General features: G+C 64.8%; 13 protein-coding genes. 6 read left to right on the plus strand and 7 right to left on the minus strand.

Annotated elements, in window-relative coordinates:
* Window positions 1-47: 47 nt before the first annotated feature.
* The 5 genes from MSIMFI_RS03510 (at window position 48) to MSIMFI_RS03530 (ending at window position 5,007) form a co-directional block, all read left to right on the plus strand.
* Complete coding sequence (locus MSIMFI_RS03510) at window positions 48-602, plus strand: hypothetical protein (protein WP_191496147.1); 555 nt, start codon at window positions 48-50, stop codon at window positions 600-602.
* 45 nt (window positions 603-647) lie between these two features.
* Window positions 648-1,190 (plus strand): hypothetical protein, encoded by a 543-nt coding sequence (locus MSIMFI_RS03515; protein ID WP_191496148.1) that lies wholly within the window; start codon window positions 648-650, stop codon window positions 1,188-1,190.
* 72 nt (window positions 1,191-1,262) lie between these two features.
* A complete protein-coding gene (locus MSIMFI_RS03520; RefSeq protein ID WP_191496149.1) occupies window positions 1,263-1,622 on the plus strand; it encodes a hypothetical protein in 360 nt (119 codons plus the stop codon).
* A gap of 67 nt (window positions 1,623-1,689) precedes the next feature.
* Window positions 1,690-3,471 carry an Hsp70 family protein gene (locus tag MSIMFI_RS03525; protein WP_191496150.1) on the plus strand — a complete coding sequence of 594 codons (1,782 nt, stop codon included), beginning with the start codon at window positions 1,690-1,692 and terminating at the stop codon, window positions 3,469-3,471.
* 198 nt (window positions 3,472-3,669) lie between these two features.
* Window positions 3,670-5,007: an MFS transporter gene (locus MSIMFI_RS03530; RefSeq protein ID WP_191496151.1), complete on the plus strand. Its 1,338-nt coding sequence runs from the start codon at window positions 3,670-3,672 to the stop codon at window positions 5,005-5,007.
* Here MSIMFI_RS03530 and iniC read toward each other — a convergent pair.
* From iniC to MSIMFI_RS03550, 4 genes are all read right to left on the minus strand, one after another.
* Window positions 5,004-6,485, minus strand: coding sequence for an isoniazid-induced dynamin-like GTPase IniC (iniC, locus tag MSIMFI_RS03535; protein WP_191496152.1), 1,482 nt, complete (start codon window positions 6,483-6,485; stop codon window positions 5,004-5,006). The genes MSIMFI_RS03530 and iniC overlap by 4 nt on opposite strands.
* Window positions 6,482-8,302 carry an isoniazid-induced dynamin-like GTPase IniA gene (gene iniA, locus MSIMFI_RS03540; RefSeq protein WP_191496153.1) on the minus strand — a complete coding sequence of 607 codons (1,821 nt, stop codon included), beginning with the start codon at window positions 8,300-8,302 and terminating at the stop codon, window positions 6,482-6,484. The genes iniC and iniA overlap by 4 nt, the downstream gene beginning before the upstream one ends.
* Window positions 8,303-8,408: 106 nt before the next feature.
* On the minus strand, window positions 8,409-10,289 hold the full coding sequence (locus MSIMFI_RS03545; protein ID WP_191496154.1) for an IniB N-terminal domain-containing protein: 1,881 nt from the start codon (window positions 10,287-10,289) through the stop codon (window positions 8,409-8,411).
* A gap of 315 nt (window positions 10,290-10,604) precedes the next feature.
* Entirely contained in the window at window positions 10,605-11,150 is a 546-nt protein-coding gene (locus MSIMFI_RS03550) for an Rv0340 family IniB-related protein (RefSeq protein ID WP_191496155.1), read from the minus strand.
* A 153-nt stretch (window positions 11,151-11,303) separates the two neighbouring features.
* Here MSIMFI_RS03550 and iniR point away from each other — a divergent pair, with 153 nt between their 5' ends.
* Window positions 11,304-13,748 carry an isoniazid response ATPase/transcriptional regulator IniR gene (iniR, locus tag MSIMFI_RS03555; protein ID WP_191496156.1) on the plus strand — a complete coding sequence of 815 codons (2,445 nt, stop codon included), beginning with the start codon at window positions 11,304-11,306 and terminating at the stop codon, window positions 13,746-13,748.
* Between the two features lie 461 nt (window positions 13,749-14,209).
* On the opposite strand, the gene MSIMFI_RS03560 is transcribed toward iniR, so the two are convergent.
* The 3 genes from MSIMFI_RS03560 to MSIMFI_RS03570 form a co-directional block, all read right to left on the minus strand.
* Window positions 14,210-14,476 carry a phage holin family protein gene (locus tag MSIMFI_RS03560; protein ID WP_191496157.1) on the minus strand — a complete coding sequence of 89 codons (267 nt, stop codon included), beginning with the start codon at window positions 14,474-14,476 and terminating at the stop codon, window positions 14,210-14,212.
* A gap of 56 nt (window positions 14,477-14,532) precedes the next feature.
* Window positions 14,533-15,144: a hypothetical protein gene (locus MSIMFI_RS03565; protein ID WP_191496158.1), complete on the minus strand. Its 612-nt coding sequence runs from the start codon at window positions 15,142-15,144 to the stop codon at window positions 14,533-14,535.
* A gap of 62 nt (window positions 15,145-15,206) precedes the next feature.
* Complete coding sequence (locus MSIMFI_RS03570; RefSeq protein ID WP_191496159.1) at window positions 15,207-15,611, minus strand: hypothetical protein; 405 nt, start codon at window positions 15,609-15,611, stop codon at window positions 15,207-15,209.
* Between the last annotated feature and the right edge of the window lie 1,005 nt (window positions 15,612-16,616).

Consider the following 16,616-nt stretch of genomic DNA (forward strand, 5'->3'; position numbering starts at 1 on the left):
CTGCTGCGTAATCTGACCATCGATATCTCAGATTTCGGGAGGAGGGCGTGCGGGTATCGCAAAAGGCACGGTGGGGACTGGCCGCTCTGGCGGGTGCCGCGCTGGTATCCGGGTGCAGCACCACCATTGACGGAAGGCCTGTCGCCGCACCCGGGTCGGGACCGACCGAGCCGTCTTTCCCGACATCCAGGCCGCCGACGCCGCCGCCCACCGGCTCGGCACCACCGACAACGCCGGCCAGTCCCACCGCGCCGGCGGGCGCCATTCCGCTTCCACCCGACGAGAGCGGTTACGTCTTCATCGAAACCAAATCCGGCCAGACGCGCTGCCAAATCAACAAGGACAGCGTCGGCTGCGAAGCCCCATTCACTAACTCCCCCATAAAGGACGGCGAGCACGCCAACGGCGTCCACATCACCGCCGCAGGCTCCGTGCAGTGGATCCTGGGCAATCTCGGCGCCATCCCCACCGTCACCATCGACTACCAGACCTACGACGCGCAGGGCTGGACCATCATCGCGACTAAGGACGGCACCCGCTTCCAGAACAACGGCACGGGCCACGGCATGTTCGTCAGCATCGAGAAGGTCGATACGTTCTGAGCTGTTGGCCAAGCGTTACTGGCTGGCATCAGTACCATCGGTGCCGTGGCACGTTATGGCCCACCCGAGGACGTCAACAGCGCGCAGACGCAACATGCTCCCTTTGGCGGGGGCGACTACCCGGCGCCACATCCGCCCCCTGACGAGTTGTCACAAGTTCCGACTGACCAATTCGAGCCGTACGACCCAGAGACCGAGTTCAAGCCCTGGTACCGCAAACCCGTGCCGCTTATTGGCTGGTCGCTGGTCGTCGCGATCCTGATCGCGCTGATCATCTACGGCATTGTCCAGCTGATCGGTGAAAACCAAGGCACCGTACGCACGCCCCATACCACGACGGTCCCCGCTACCAGCACCACAGCGCCGATCACTACCACCACCCCTACGCCGGCGATCACCACAACAACCACGGTCCCGCCGGCCACGACGGCTCCGCCGGCCACCAATCCCCCTGTCCAGCCACCGCGACAGACGACACAGGCCCCGCCGCCCCATCACCCGCATCTGCCGCCGCTGCCGCCGCTGCCGTCGGTAATCACCATTCCCGGGGTGCCGACGACGATCACGCTGCCGCCCAACCTTCCGTAGCCAGGTCACCGATCTGCAACGGCCAGCGTGGCTGAGGTGGTCGTTTGCTCGTAGCAACTAGCATCGGCGGCCGTGGCAAGGTACGACCCGCCGGACTATGGGGCCAACGATCCGTCCGCCTATGGCAACTACGGCTACGGCGGCAACCAGGGCGGATACGGGCAACAGCCGCAGCCCGAGCCCACCCCCGGATGGGCCAAACCCCTGGCCTTGGTCGGTTGGGGTGTGCTCATCGCCGCTCTCATCGCGGTGATTGTTTACGGCATTGTCGAGCTCGTGCACGGCCCCTCTCCCGCGTCGGTCATCACAACCACCACCACCACGCCACCGACGACCACCAATTCCCCGGCGCCCGGGGCGTTGCCGACGCTGCCGTCAGAGATAACGCTGCCCTCGATGCCCACCGTGATCAATTTGCGGCCGGGTCTTTGACCGCCGCTATGGTGGGGAACGACCGCCGACCGACCAGCGAAGCAACGAACACGGGGGAATGCGATATATGAGCGAGTCGCTCGGGTTGTCGATCGGGGTGGCGAACCTGGTCGCAGCTCGGGCAGGCGGCAACCCGGTGCCCCGCGGTTCGGTATTGACGCTATTCGACCACCGAGCGGCCGAAGTCGGTCTGCCAGAAGAGAACCCGAACCTGAATGAACCCGGCCTGGTGCTGCGTGGATTTGTCGAGCGGGTCGGGGACCAGGCTCCGCTGGTGGCTGCCGACGGGACCAGGTACCCCGGCGCTGCGCTGACGGTCGCAGCGCTCGACGCGATGGCACGCACCGTCGGCTACGGGGCACCGGTCACCATCGCGGTTCCCGCTTATTGGTCGGAAGGGCAGGTTGCGGCGCTGCGCCAGGCGTTGCAAACCCAGCCGACCCTGGCGCCCGACGGTGCGCCGATGTTGATCTCCGACGCCACGGCCGCGCTCGCGGCGCTGGGGGCCCAACCCGGGTTCCCGGCCGACGGCGTCGTCGCGTTGTGCGACTTCGGCGCCGGCGGCACCAGCGTCTCGCTGGCCGATGCGGGGTCTAATTTGCAGCAGATTGGCCCTACGGTCCGCTACCGCGAACTCTCCGGCGACGGTATCGACCAGGCCCTCCTTAATCACCTTCTTGCTGTCGCTCCCGGTGTTGATGCCACCGACGTTTCCGGCACCGCGACGCGGATGGGGTCGGTGACCCGGCTGCTGGGCGGATGCCGACGCGCCAAGGAACAACTTTCGGCCACGACGGTGGCCACCATCCCGACGGGCACGATCGGGCTGCCGGATTCGGCTGCGGATCTTCGGGTCACGCGCAGTGAGTTTGACCAACTCATCTCGGGGCCGCTGGACCGATTCATCACCGCCGTCGAAGACATACTGCAGCGCAATGGGATTCCGCGAACCAGCCTCACCGCGGTCGCGAGCGTCGGCGGCGGAGCCAGCATCCCGATGATCAGCGCGCGACTTTCAGAGCGCTTGCAGGTGCCTGTTTTTGCCAGCGCGCAACCGATGTTGAGCGCCGCCATCGGCGCGACTGTGCTCGGCGAGGAGCGATCAGCAGCGGGCTTTCCTACCGGTGCGGGCCCCGCTGTCGAGGCCCCGACGAGCATCGTCGGTGCCGCGGGCCTCCCCACCCAGGCGGCACCCGCAGCGTCGGCCCAGGAAGCCGGTGCAACCGAAGCGCTTCCCGGCAGTGCCGACTCAACGACCGATCGGGCCGCCCTGGCCTGGTCCGAGGACGCCGGCACCGGCCTCGAACCGGTTCCGTACGCGGGTCCCGCCGAGTACACCGGCCCTGTCGAGCCGCCGCCAGTGCCGGGATACGAACCCGAGCTCCCCCCGTGGTACCGGCGCCCGGCCATCCTCTTGAGCCTGGCTGGCGCGGCTGCGGCCATACTCCTGGCCGTGGTCCTCGCGTTGACGCTCGGCCCCACCAATACCAAACCGGTCACCACCACCTCGCAGCCGCCGCCCATCACTACCACGGTGATTGGGCCGAACAACAGCCCCATCGAGACCGTAATCACTCCTCCTCCCGTCACCGTGACCACCACGCCGCCGCCGGTCACCACCACAACGACGCAGCCCCCCACCACCACCTCGACGACATCGACGACGCCCTCGACCACCACAACCACAACCCCTCCCCCGACCACCACGACCACCCAGCCGACCACCACGCCGCCGCCCACGACTTCCCAGGTGACAACGACCGCGCCACCGACGACCACACAACAGCCGCCCACAACGACGGCGGCGCCGATCACGCCCACCACCGTCGCTCCGGCACCGGGGGCCTAACGCTGCCTGGCTTCGAATCGTGTTGCTGTTAAATAGGGTCCGGTGCCGTTCCGGGACCTGAGATCGACTCAGCTAGGGCTACAACCTGCTCTCATCCCGGATACGATTCCGCTGCACCCGCCGATTGCAAGCTGTGACCCAGATCTTATGCCCGCGAGTCGATTTGAGCGTCGACACGCCGGTTTGTAGCATCGGCCGATGCTTAGCCAGCCCGCTCACGACGTTGTAGTAGCTTCACCAAGCTGCAACCCCGGCAAGCGAGTCGCAGTCGCGTGCATGATGGGCAGCACCGTCGAGTTCTACGATTTCTATATCTATGGCACGGCGGCGGCTTTGACGTTTCCCGCCGTGTTTTTCCCGAACTTGAGCCCGCCGATGGCAGCGATCGCGTCGATGGGAACGTTTGCCGCGGCCTTTGTATCGCGGCCTCTGGGAGGGGCCGTTTTTGGCCATTTCGGTGATCGCCTGGGCCGCAAGGCAACCTTGGTGGCCACGATGCTGATTATGGGACTGTCCACATTGGCGGTGGGGCTGACGCCCGGTGCAGCAACGATCGGCGTAGCCGCGCCATTGATCGTACTCACCTTGCGGCTGTTGCAAGGGTTCGCCGTCGGCGGCGAATGGGCAGGATCAGCACTGCTGGGCGCCGAATTCGCTCCAGCGATCAAACGCGGCCGGTATGGGATGTTCACACCGATTGGCGTCGGCATCGCCCTGGTCCTGACCAGCCTGACCTTTCTGGGCGTGAATCTCACCATCGGTGGCACAAGTGCGGCGTTCACCCAGTGGGGATGGCGCGTGCCATTCCTACTGAGTGCACTGCTGATTGCCTTTGCCTTATACGTACGAATCAACATCAACGAAACCCCGGTGTTCACTGCGCAACTCGCACATAGCAAGCCACCTCGGGCGCCGATCGCCGAAGTGATCCGCAGGCAGCCGGGCACCGTAGCTCTCGCTTCAGGCAGCTTCGTGGCCGTCTACGCTTTCGTCTTCATGGGTAGCACCTATCTGACAAGCTATGCCCACGACCACCTCAGGTTCTCGCAGGACATGATCTTGTTTGCAGGGGTGCTTGGCGGCGTGGTGTGGACGGCAGTGGTGGCGCTTTCGGCCAGCATGTGCGACCAACTCGGACGCCGCCCAATCATACTGTGCGCCTGGGCATTAGGCTTGCCCTGGTCCGTTGCGGTCATTCCAATGATCAACACCGGCGATCCTGTCCTGTTTGCGCTGGCCATTGTCGGCATCTATGCGATCGCAGCGCTCGCCTACGCGCCCATGACATCATTTGTGCCCGAGCTGTTCGCTACGCGGCATCGCTACACCGGCTCTGCACTAGCACTCAACCTCGCCGGCATTATTGGGGGTGCTCTACCGCCGGTAATTGCCGGCCCGTTGCGAACTCACTATGGCAGCTGGACCATTCAACTCGTGATGGCCGTGCTGGTCGTGGCCAGCTTTGTCTGTACGTACCGCCTACCGGAGACCAGGGGAACCTCGCTAGACAGGCCGCTGGAGGCTCAACCGCGCTAACGCCGCGCGGCGAACTCCGCCACCATCGCTTCGGCGCTGCGCACCGCCGCATGGCAGGCCCTGGTGGTGAACGGGTCGTTGATCGGATGCTCGGCGCGACGGCGCCAGCGTTGCGCCGCCGCGAAAGCTGCTCGCGGACCCTCTCGGGGATCCTGGGTCGTCAGGCCGAGCCGGGCAGCCGGATTCGTCCCCGATCCGCCGAGGATACGGCGCAGCGACGCGATTTCGTCCTCGTTGAAAGTCGTTGTCCTCGAATGCAACTGACTCAGCAGCCGAAGTTCTACGAAGGCGTGGGTGTCGGCCAGGAGGGGATCGATATCGGCGATGACGTAGGGCGTGGCCATGACCGGGTGCGCCTCCACAAACCGTCGCAGCGACACCAGTGCGGTGTGCGCCTTGAGCATGTCGGCGCGCTGCGCAAACTGTTGGTCGATCACGTCGCGCAGCGCCGTCAGCCCGCTGCGCTCCAGCAGTTCGGCGGACAGCCCCGCCGAGTCGCTGACACCCGCGGCCAGCACTGCGATCGAGATTCGGATGCCGAACATGCCGAACCGCTCCAGCAGTTGCGCGCGGGTGCCGGCGTCCACTGGCAACGGGCTGTCCGGCCGGACGAAACGGTCCACGCTCAGCAACGCCTTGTTGAGTTCGGCATTGTCGACCCCGGCGAGTTTGCGCAATGCGACGAACTCGCTCTGACGCAGCGTGCGTGCGGTCAATGCGAGCAAGCAGGACACCGGCAGCACCGCCTGACAGATGCCGATCTGGTTCATCTCGCTGGTGAAACGCGTGGCCACGTCCTTGGCCGACAGCATCGCGTCGATGCGGCCAGCGCCAATCTCGTCGGCGCGCGACGCCACCCCGATGATGCCCAGCGCTCCCGCTGAACCGCCCACCAGCTCGCCGACCTGTTTGAGCAGCGCGATGTCGGCGGCGTTGAGGGTGCGCAACAGGAACACCACCGCATCCACCCGCGGCACCCCGTCGTCGGGCACTAACAGTCGCAACGTGCGCTCGGAGGCATCGCGCGTCAACGACGAGGTCCCCGGGGTGTCGATGATGGTGGCATTGGCCAACTCTTCGGCGGGCCACTCGACGTCGAGGTCCACCACGTCGGCTGGGTGGATCGCGCGCAAGTCGAACGACAGCCCACGGTCATGGGTGATCGGCACGTTGGATCGCCGGCCGCCGCGGTGGTTGGCGGTCACCTTTGGGGTGGGGCCGAGGCGGTACCAGGTCACGATCCGGGTGGCCTCGGTGGCGTCGGTGGGGGCGATGTCGTCGCCGACCAGCGCATTGAGCAACGTGGACTTTCCGGCCTTGAGCGTGCCGGCCAGTGCGATGCGGATCGGTTCGGTCAGGCGCGCACCGATACGGTCCAGTTCGTAGAAGACGTCCCGGCGCTGCCGGTAAGCCGGCTCGCCCCGGTAAGCCTCGATGGTCCCACCCAGAATCGCGCGGACCCGGTCGCTGGTACTCACGGCCCCAACTTGTTCAGGTTGTCCGTGACCTGGTTCAGAATGTTCAACTGTCGCTCCAGTTCACGAATCCTGTTGTCGCGCTCCGCTTCTTCCAAATGCGCGGCGGTGAGCATGGACTGCAATGACTCGTTGAGCGACCGAGTGATCTCGTTGGCGAGATCGCGGTAGTGGTCGCGTATCGTGCGCTGTAGCGTCTTGAGCCGGTCGCGAGATTCCTTGCCGACCACGAACAAGATGTCGTCGACGAAGCGGCGCACGTTCGTCTTGGCCTCGGCGCGCACCCGCAGCAGCCGATGCTGCTTTTCCTCCTTGTACGCCATGCGACCGAGTATCAGCCCGGCCCCCACCGACAGTGGGTTGAACAGGCCCAGCCCGGCCACTGACGACAACATGCCGATCATCACGACGCCGCCGTACGAACCCCGCATGCCGGTGACCACCTTCTGGCCCTTACCCTGCGGCTTGGACTCCAGCCGGGCCAGCGCCTTGAGACGGCCGAAATCGCCTCCCATGTCGCGTGCGCTCAGCTTGGGAGACATCACCGAGTCCAGGCCCACGTCGGCGAAGCTGCGGGCAACGTCGTCAGCCAATGCCTCGGCGCGTTGGTAGGCCCACACGAAGTTGTCCCCGACGGCGGTGGCGATGGCATCTTCCACGTCGGCGCCGATCTCAGCCCAATGCTGCGTCGGATCGCACGAATCAATTTGGCGCTCAGCGTCTTCGGTTACGGCGCGAAAGCGCGCGCGCAGGTCGTGATCCACATCGGTACTCACGTCGGTGAAACCGTCGTTGAGCACCTGCTGCCAGAGCGCGGTCTGCTGCAGCGCATCCTGGGCCTCCTGCTTACGCCGCTCCAAATCGTCGGTGAGCCGCTCACGCAGCCCCGGATCGTTGACGACCGAAAGCTCCGAACCTACCGATAACGCTAATTGCTCTGTCGCCGAGCGGATTTCGTTGAGCACGTCGTCACGTACTCGGTCCGTTTCGCGTGACAGTACCTTCTCGCTGAGAAACTTGACGATCGCCGGGAAGTTGGACTCCTCGTTGAGCTCTGTGTCGTTGAGTGTGACGGCGTGACTGCGCAACAGCGATGACACTCCGATGATCGGCATCGATACCCGGGCGCGCTGCAGGTGTGCGGCATTTGCGTTGACGATTTCGCGCCAGTGCGGATAGAGGTCGGTTTTGGTGGCGACGACCACGCCGACCGGACAGATCTGGTGTGCTTTGCGGAGGAACCACATCTCCGGTTCGGTGAATTCCTGGCTGGTGTCGCTGACCATCAATACGGCGTCGGCATCGGGCAACAGTCCCAGCGTCGCCGACAGGTGAGGTTGCCCGTGGCCACCCACACCGGGGGTATCGATGAACGTTAATCCGCCCTGCAGCAGTGGGCTTGGTGCGCTGACCTCGAGACGCAGCACTTCGTGGCCGCGAGCCTGCGGTGCGCGGCGCAGGTCGGTGCTGAGGTCATCGACCGGAATGTCAACCGTTGCCGTTTCGCCGTTGGGCCCGGCAGCCAACACGATCCGGGCCGACGGCTGAGTGCCATAGCTAACGAGGGTGATCACCACGGTGGCCTCGTCGTCGCCCACTCGGGCCACCGGCAGATTCAGCAACGAGTTGATCAATTGGCTCTTGCCCTGTTTGAGCTGCCCGGCGATCACGACCCGGATGTGCGGGTCGGTGATTCGCTCGCGGGCCCTGGCCAACCGCTTCACCAGATCATCGCGATCGTTGAGTTCGGCGATCGCGCTGGTGTGATCGATCAATTCCACGATCACGCCGACCCGTCGCGGGTCATCCGGTCGAGTCACCGTCTTACCCCACTTTCTCGATCGCTTGCACTTCGGATCACGGTATGCGGACGAACCGGCGGGGACCATCGAGGCCCCCGCCGGGTGTGACATTGGGTCGGTCGAATCAGAACCCGTGGTGGTCGGCCGGGCCGTGCGACGGCGGTTCGGTGTGCGCTGGCGGTGTGTATGTCACCGGCGGCTCATGTCCAAACACCGAGGGGCTCGGCGGCTCGTGATGGGTTGGCTGCTCGACCGGCACGTGCGGCTGTGGCGTAAACACGGGTGCATGCTCGGCCGGGGCAGGAGCCGGGTGAGCCGGTGCCGGGACGTGTGGCGCCGGAGCATTGATCACCGGCGGGTTGGCGCCACCATGACCCGCAGCGCCGTCAGGCGTCTGGATGACGGGACCGCCCGACGGAGGAGTCACCTGGCCGCCGGCACCAGCTCCGGTTTGGATGACCGGACCCTGGCCGACTGGGACGGTCGGGCCATGCTCAACCGGAGGAGCGCCCGTCGCGGGGATACCACCGGCTGGGACACCACCGCCGACTGCGACGCCACCGCCACCGCCTAGCGAGGCGCCCTCGTGGCCGAGGATGTCGCCGTGCGTCCCGGCGCCGGCTCCACCGGCGCCAGTGGCGCCAATGCCCGCCTGGGTTCCGGGGCCCGCGGCCGCAACGCCACCGGCACCCGTCTGGGCTCCCACGCCAGCTCCGCCTGCAGTGGCAATGGTTGCCGGTTGAGGTGTCGGGGTCGGGTGGCTACCTAGCGCGTTGCCTCCGATGCCCAGCCCCGCGCCGCCGGCTGCACCGGCCTGACCCCCCACGCCGACGCCGCCTAGCGGTCCGCCCACGTGCGGAGCAGCAGCGCCGTTCAAGGCAGCGCCCTCGCTGGCGATCAAACCGGCTTGGCCGCTTGCGCCGGCGCTCACTGCCGCGTTGGCGCCGACACCCGTCAGGCCGCTGACATTGCCGACACCGGCCAGTCCACCGCCGGCCGCAACACCGGCCTGACCACCTAAGGCCGCCTGCCCGCTAACACCAAGGCTCGCCTGGCTAGCGATACCGGCCGACCCACCGGCGGCAACGCCGGCCTGGCCGGCGAGACCGGCTTGGCCTGCCAGGCCCGCTTGGCCTGCGAGACCCGCTTGGCCTGCGAGACCCGCTTGGCCTGCGATCCCGGCCTGACCACCAATAGCGCCGCCGGCCTGACCAGCCGCGCCAATGCCGGCTTGAGCACCGACACCGATTTGGCCGTTGCCAACCGCACGACCAACGATGCCTGCCTGAGCGCCCGCACTACCATCGATTGCGGCGCCGACCTGGCCACCGACACCGAGACCGACTTGACCATCGATGCCACCACCGATTCCCGCGAAACCGCCTAGGCCAATACCAGCTTGGCCGCCGACCGCGGCGCCGATGCCGGCCTGCCCGCCAAGACCAAAGCCCAAACCAGCGCCCAGACCCGTCTGACCACCAACGCCAACACCCAGGCCAGCACCGATCTGAGCACCAATTTCAGCCTCAAAGCCGACACTGAAGCCTAGGCCCGCCTGAGCACCCAGACCCACCTGAGTACCGAAGCCACCGGTTGGCGCAACGAAAGCAAAGCCAGGCATGAACCCGCCCACACCGGCGCTCAGGCCACCCCCTATGCCAGCGCCCATGTCGGCCGCCACGAGTCCGGCGTCGCTCGCAACAAGACCGGCGCCACCGGCGGCCATGTAGCTCGGGTCGGCGTCGACCGGGTCGGAAACGAGAACCGTATCCGATGCGGAAGCGAAGCCGAACTGGTCGGAAACCGCTTGCTGCAGACCAGCGACCGGGTCGTCGGCCGGGAGAGTCAGCCCGGGCACCGTGCTGGCCGCCACCGACGAGAGTTGCGCCGGCGAGATGTTGATCAGCCCGGCACTCGTCATGGCTTGCCCTGGAGACGCGACGAAAGACCGCGCCGCCTCTTCGCTGCGAAACAGGCTCAGGATGTAGTCGACAAGCGAGGTCATCTTCGTTCCCCTTCAATCGGATGTGTGAAGCGCTTAGCCGGATTGGACCGGCGCTGTGCCATAAACGCTATGGATTCCGACCCCGTCCGGAATCGGGGTCTGATCCCCCAGCCCGTCGAGTACCGACAGGGGTCGACGGGCCCATCTCGTTAGGGGATTAGGGGAAATCGGGGGACCCACTGTGGAGGCAAAAGCCGTGGCGGTTCGAGTGTGAATCCTGGCCTTTGAGAGGGAATTCTGGGCGCGAAAACCGGCCGGATCGCGCCCTGGATACCCGCTGAAAGCCGTGAGTTCACACTCGAGCCCGATGCGGGGTCAATGCTCAAAGGGAAGACCGAAGCCGTGGTGATCAGGGTCGACCGAGTGCGGGTGAACGACCGAGTCGTCCCAGGCAGCTACCGCGTCTTCGCCGAAAACTCCGTGGTCAACCGGGTCTTGCGGCACTTCCGCCCCAGCGAGCAGTACCGACGGTTCATGTGAATCAATCCCCGTCGGTTGCGGATCACGGGCCGCTTCGCCGGGTCCAGAATCGGCCGGATGACTGATCACGCCGCTTGCCGGACCGTGCTGGTGAACAACGGCCGGGGTGTGTGGCGTGAACGCGTCGAGCGCGGCAGTTGCCGCACCGCTTGCCCATACGTTGCCATGATCGGCCGCCTGTGCCCCAGCGGTGGCGGCCCCGGCGGGTGCCACCATGGATAGCGAATCCGCCACCACGGGGATCAGATTGTTCACGTCAGCACTGGTCACGTTAGTAAGGTGGGCTTCGGCGATCGCCTGCGCGGGATTCGCGGCATAGCGCGCGGCGGCGTCGGGGTCGCGCACGAGTGAGATCACGAAGTCGAGCAACGAGTTTGCCATCCTGCACCTCCTCACCCACCTTGCAAGCGTTCACCACGATGCTAATTGGTTAACGCGCCGCCGTGATCGGTGCGAAACCCACTTGGCGTACGGCACCATTAGGGGATTGCCTCATTAGGGGAAATTGGGGTTACGGGGTAGGGAGCATAAGCGGTGACCGTTTCGTCTAACCAGACTCCTCCGGCTGTGCACAGCACCCTCCGTGACCTCGCCAACGCGGAGACGGTTCCGGTGAAGGTTCTGATCACTGGCGGCATCGGAACCGGCAAGACCTCGGTTCTGGCCGCCGCCCGCACCGCGCTGCGTGGCGCCGGGCTTAAGGTGCTAGCGCTTTCGCCTGGCGACGACGGCCCCCTCGATGCGGCCCTGGTGGTCGACGATGCCCACTTGCTCACCGACACCGAACTGCGACGCCTCGCCGACTACGCCGTCGACCCCCGCACCACGATCGTGGCAGCCACCGAGCCCCAAGAACGGCACCCCGCACTGCGGGCCCTAACGATGGCGATCGAACGGGACCGACCGCGAATATCACTCGGCCCGCTGCCGGTCGCCGAGCAGCTACTGGACTGCACGGCGGGGCTGCCATTCCTGGTTCATGCGGTATCCGACGGCCCGCCGCCACCGACGCAGGCGGCACGGATCGCGCTCATCGAGCGGTTGCGCCGCCTCGATGATCCCACCCTGGACACCCTGCTCATCATGTCGCTGACCGATGAGTTGGGGAGCGTGGATGTTGCCGCCGCGCTTAAGGTTTCGACAACGGATGCCGGCAGGTTGGTGGATCGTGCGCGCGCCAGCGGACTGATTGACCCGTCGCACACCCCGGCATTCCTGCAGTCGGTGCACGACGCAATCGCCCAGATCGTCGGCAACACGCGCCACCACGAGGTCGAAACTTCGCTTTTGCGTTCACAACTCGACATTTCGACGGTGTCACCGAATCTCGCGCTGAGACTATCCGGACACGGACTGCACGACGATCGGCTCGCGGGCATTCTTACGCGCCAGGCCGCGGAGGTCCGCGGCGACCCGCTGCGGGCAGCCCGGTTGTACCGGGCGGCGATCGACGCCGGCGCCACCGGACTGACCTCGCGCCTGGCTGACGCGCTGGCCCTCTCGGGTGACTGCGCGGCCGCGGCGTTACTGGCCGACGATCTGCTCGGCTCGACGGACTCCGCCGAACGCGCGGCGGCGGTGCGGATTTCGGCCAGCGTCGCCGCACATGACGGAAGCGCGGGTCAAGCGGCGGACCTGTTCGGCTGGTTAGGCCCGTATCCGGATGCGGTAGTCGGCGCGGCCGCCGCACTCGTGCTCACGGCGACCGGTGAGTTGGCGACGGCGCGCGAGGCCTTGCGTCTCAACGACGCCGGTCCGCCCACGATGGCGGCGCGTGCCTCACGCAGCCTCGCCGAAGGCCTGTTGCTGACCATGGATCAGCCATATCCGATCGCCATGGCCCGTCTGGGCCAGGCCCTGGCGCCCGAATCACCGCTCGCCGAAATCCTTCCGGACAGCCCAGCGGCGCTGGTGACCCTGGTGGCGATACACGCAGGAGATCCGGTCCGGGCCCGCAGTGTGATTGGGCGAGCTGTGCGGGCTGGCAGCGAAACGGCGTTCGGACCTCGGCATCTCCTGTTGTCCGGCTGGATCAAAATGCAAGAGGGACAACTGCCGTCGGCCAGCGCGGACGCCGCTGAGGCCGGCTCCCAGGCCGGCTCCGCGACGAACCTGCACCGACGCGACGCCTTGTGGGCGGCGGCTCTGCAGACGGCGATAGCCCGTCGCAGCGGCGATACCGGTGCGCTGCAAAAGCATTGGTACGCAGCCATGGAGGTACTTGCGGAGTACTCGATCGACCTGTTCTCGCTGCTGCCGTTGGGGGAACTGTGGGTCACGGCCGCCCGAATGCGCCACGTGGATCGGCTGCAACACCCGTTGGCCGAAGCGTTTACTGTGCTGGATTCGCTGGGCAATCCGGCGTTGTGGTCGGTCCCGCTGCATTGGGCCGGAGTACACGCCGGCATCCTCGCCAACTCACCGGAGTCGGTGGCCCCGCACGGACAGGCGCTCAGCGGCGCCGATAGCGCCCTTGCCCGGGCGCTATCGATTGCCGGACGAAGCTGGCTGCGGGTCTTGGCCGATCAGGTCGATGCAGACGAGGTCACCGCGGCGGCCCGGTCGCTATCCCATGTCGGTTTGACATCTGAGGCGACGCGGCTGGCCGGTCAGGCAGCGTTGCAAACTCCCGACGCCCGGGTGTCGGGGGCCATGCTGCAGTTGGCCCGCGACCTCAAGCTGGGCTCCGCGGTCAGTGAGACCCCCGGCGAGGTGCCCAGCGAAAGCGTTGCGGAGCAGTCTGCGGGCGCTCCAGCTCGTGTGCGCCACCCCCCGACCGGTTCTCCGCTGTCCGACCGCGAACGCGAAGTCGCCGAGTTGCTGCTGCTCGGCATGCCCTACCGCGACATCGGCGCCCAATTGTTCATCTCTGCGAAAACGGTCGAGCACCACGTCGCCCGGATCCGGCGCCGTCTGGGCGCCAACTCCCGCACGGAGATGTTGTCCATGCTGCGCGCGATGTTGGCTCCGCAGACCTGAGCCGCCACTGACCGGTATTTTCTAGCTGGCAAACGTCGGACCGCCTCGTCGGCGTAGTCCAGCGTTTGTAAAGTTGGCGCGCCTGGCCGTTGATCGACTGCTTGATGATCGATAGGGGCCGAAGATGGACTGCGAGCTGACATCGCATACCCAAAAGTTCTGAGCCGCAAGCTCGGCAAGTTGCGGCACTGAACTCGCTGTCCCAACGACACTAAGGGATCGAACGACACAAACGGGACGCGGCAGACGGCGCTCCGCAACCCGGCGATTCACGACACAACCGATCCTCCGCCAGAAAGCAGCTGAGAGGCTGGCGTCAATCAATCAGCCTGCTGGCCAGATGGATCAACGCTGCGAATGCCTCAAGGGCGATGACACGGCATGTTGAGCGCTCTCGCGATGAACTCGGCTCGTGCGCCTGGCCGGCGGCTAGGCGGCCGCCTCAATTGAAGGCCAAACGACTAGTCGGCCGAGCCCGGGGTTGGGTTATCCTGCTTGTTGATAACGACACCCAGTAGCGCAGGCCATGCCAGGCCAATCTGCACAGCGATCTGGTGCGTGTTGACGAGCACATCGCCTTGCGACCACGCGATGAGCCCACCGAGCATGGCGCTTCCTACCACGCCCACCCAGAACATGGATGACTTGAACCGCTTTGGTGTCGAGTGGTGTCCTGCAAATTGGCGTTGCAGTATCAGAGCCACATTGGCGATGAGTTGTGTAGCCAACCCTCCAAGCGCGCCCCATAGAAAGACGGAGGCCGTGCCGGTAATACCAAACACTGTCAGAAGTCGTCGTCCATTGCGGCGAATCCCAGAATAGCTTTCAGGCGCCCTAGCCGCTCCTGACGCGTCGGCCCCCTTTGCGTAAGCCGATACCAATCGGGATAGCGATTCTCCTGCCCGAGAGGACGTCGAACTCGATCTCCAAGGCGCTCAAGTTCGTGCCTGATAACATTCTCGGGTGCACCTAGTTCGTCAGCAAGAGATGCGACGGTACGAAAATCGGAAGTCGCCGCGTCCAACGCATTTATCAGGCGATTTGAGAGATCCGGATCTGCAACATCCAAGGGCTCATTCCGAGGCAGGTGGCGCCCCAATACGTACGAGATCAACCGCTGAGGCTCAATTTGATGCTGTGTTATAGCCCCTGAAACGACACCCACCGATTGGATAACGTTCGCCGCAGTTGGTGCGACAAATTTGATTACTGCGGAGCGGATCCTTCGGTTGGTTGCCCGGTTCCTGCTCCAGCTATGGCCAGCGGCCACCGACGCAAACCGGTCGAGCTCCGCCGCGCCGACGCCCGAACTGATGAAGTACACGCCGCCGGGCTGATCGGCGTCATCGAAGACAACCAGCTGATCATCCGAAGCGGCAACCTCGTCGAAGATCACGCTGCCTGGCGAGATGTTTACATCCGTGGTTGTCCAGTCATCCGCTGGCCAGCACCTAGTGCTCACTCGGAGTCCTCCATCGGTTGTAGGACGACTACATTAGCGGTCTCAGCTAGGGCCTGCGAGGCCTTATCTTTCTCCAAAGCTCTCTCAATTTGGGCTTTGAGCTTTTTCAAGTCAGAGGCATCAAGCGCAAAGTGGAGTTCATGATCCCCGTCGCCAGCGGTATAAGAAAAGCGCAACGTGTGATTGACAATTACTGCCTCGATAGCGGGATCACCTTCGTCGTCGTCGAAAACAGGCCTAATATCTGAAAGTATGCGGGTATCAGTGACGATGCGTTCGTACTCGTTATGCAAAGTTAGTGCCTTCGCAAACCGTCGTACTGTCGCGCTCTGAAGCAGAGCGAAAAGACCTGTTCCCGCCCCCTCAACGTCAAAAGATTCCTTCAAGCTGGCGACCAACACCTGTGGCGAGATTCTGTATCGGCGACCGGCCGCCATTAAGGACATAACGGCGGCAAAGGCGGCTCGACCGTCGACTCCTCGCTTACTGAGGAGATCCGCTATTGTGGCGAACTTGCCATCAGACTCGTCGATCTCCTTCGGCAGTTTCTGAGCTTCGTCACTCTCAAGTTTCAGCAGGCTGACAAGAAGATCGCGATCTCGATCAGGAATCCGAAGGTTTGGCAGAGTCCGTCACCCCTCAAAATCATAGAATCTGTACAACAAAGAAGCCTCAGCCTACCTATCCACACTAGCCTGATTGCGCACGGCTACCTGCGGCTTTGCTGAAAGCTGATCGGTTGGTGAACTTACCTGACGGTTGGAGAGTAGCCGAATATATGGCCCACCGGGGGACGTGACCCGCTATCTGGGTCGTGTGCTCGCTGGCCGCTGAATCAGCCTTAGCTGTCCGGCGCTCAACCATCGGCTCGTACGGGTGATCGCCGATGCCGGCTGGTGCCAGTTCCTACGAATGGATCTGCCGAGAAAGGCACCACTACGGACGGACACCGTAAACGCAGTGTCTCGGTGGGTTGGCCTCAACCAAAATCTGCTCAACCCCTTTGTGTGAGCACGTGTTCGCCGAGTTTGCCGCTACAGGTCCGCTCCTGGACGGTCGCATTGCCTACAATCACGACTACGACGCCGCAACGGTCATACTCGCAGCCAGGCACCGGTGGGACTAACAGGTGGGACTAAACACCTGTGGCGCCCGCGTAGAACCGCAAGCCGTTGCGGCACGATGTCTCCTCCGACCAGGAAGCACTCCAAATGGCGGCTTGGCCGGCGCATCGAACCCACGCCATCCATGGCGGAACGCATGCCTAGCCGTAGGACTCATGGACGCGTCGCAGACGGGTTGTACTTGGTAATGTTCAGGACGCCGTGGTCATGCAGACAGCGACCGAACTCGGAGCCAACGGCTCGCGTGCGACTCAATCACTGCAAAGGTCGAGCATCCTCCAC

Source organism: Mycobacterium simulans (assembly GCF_900232995.1).
In the GTDB taxonomy this organism is placed as follows: Bacteria; Actinomycetota; Actinomycetes; order Mycobacteriales; family Mycobacteriaceae; genus Mycobacterium; species Mycobacterium simulans.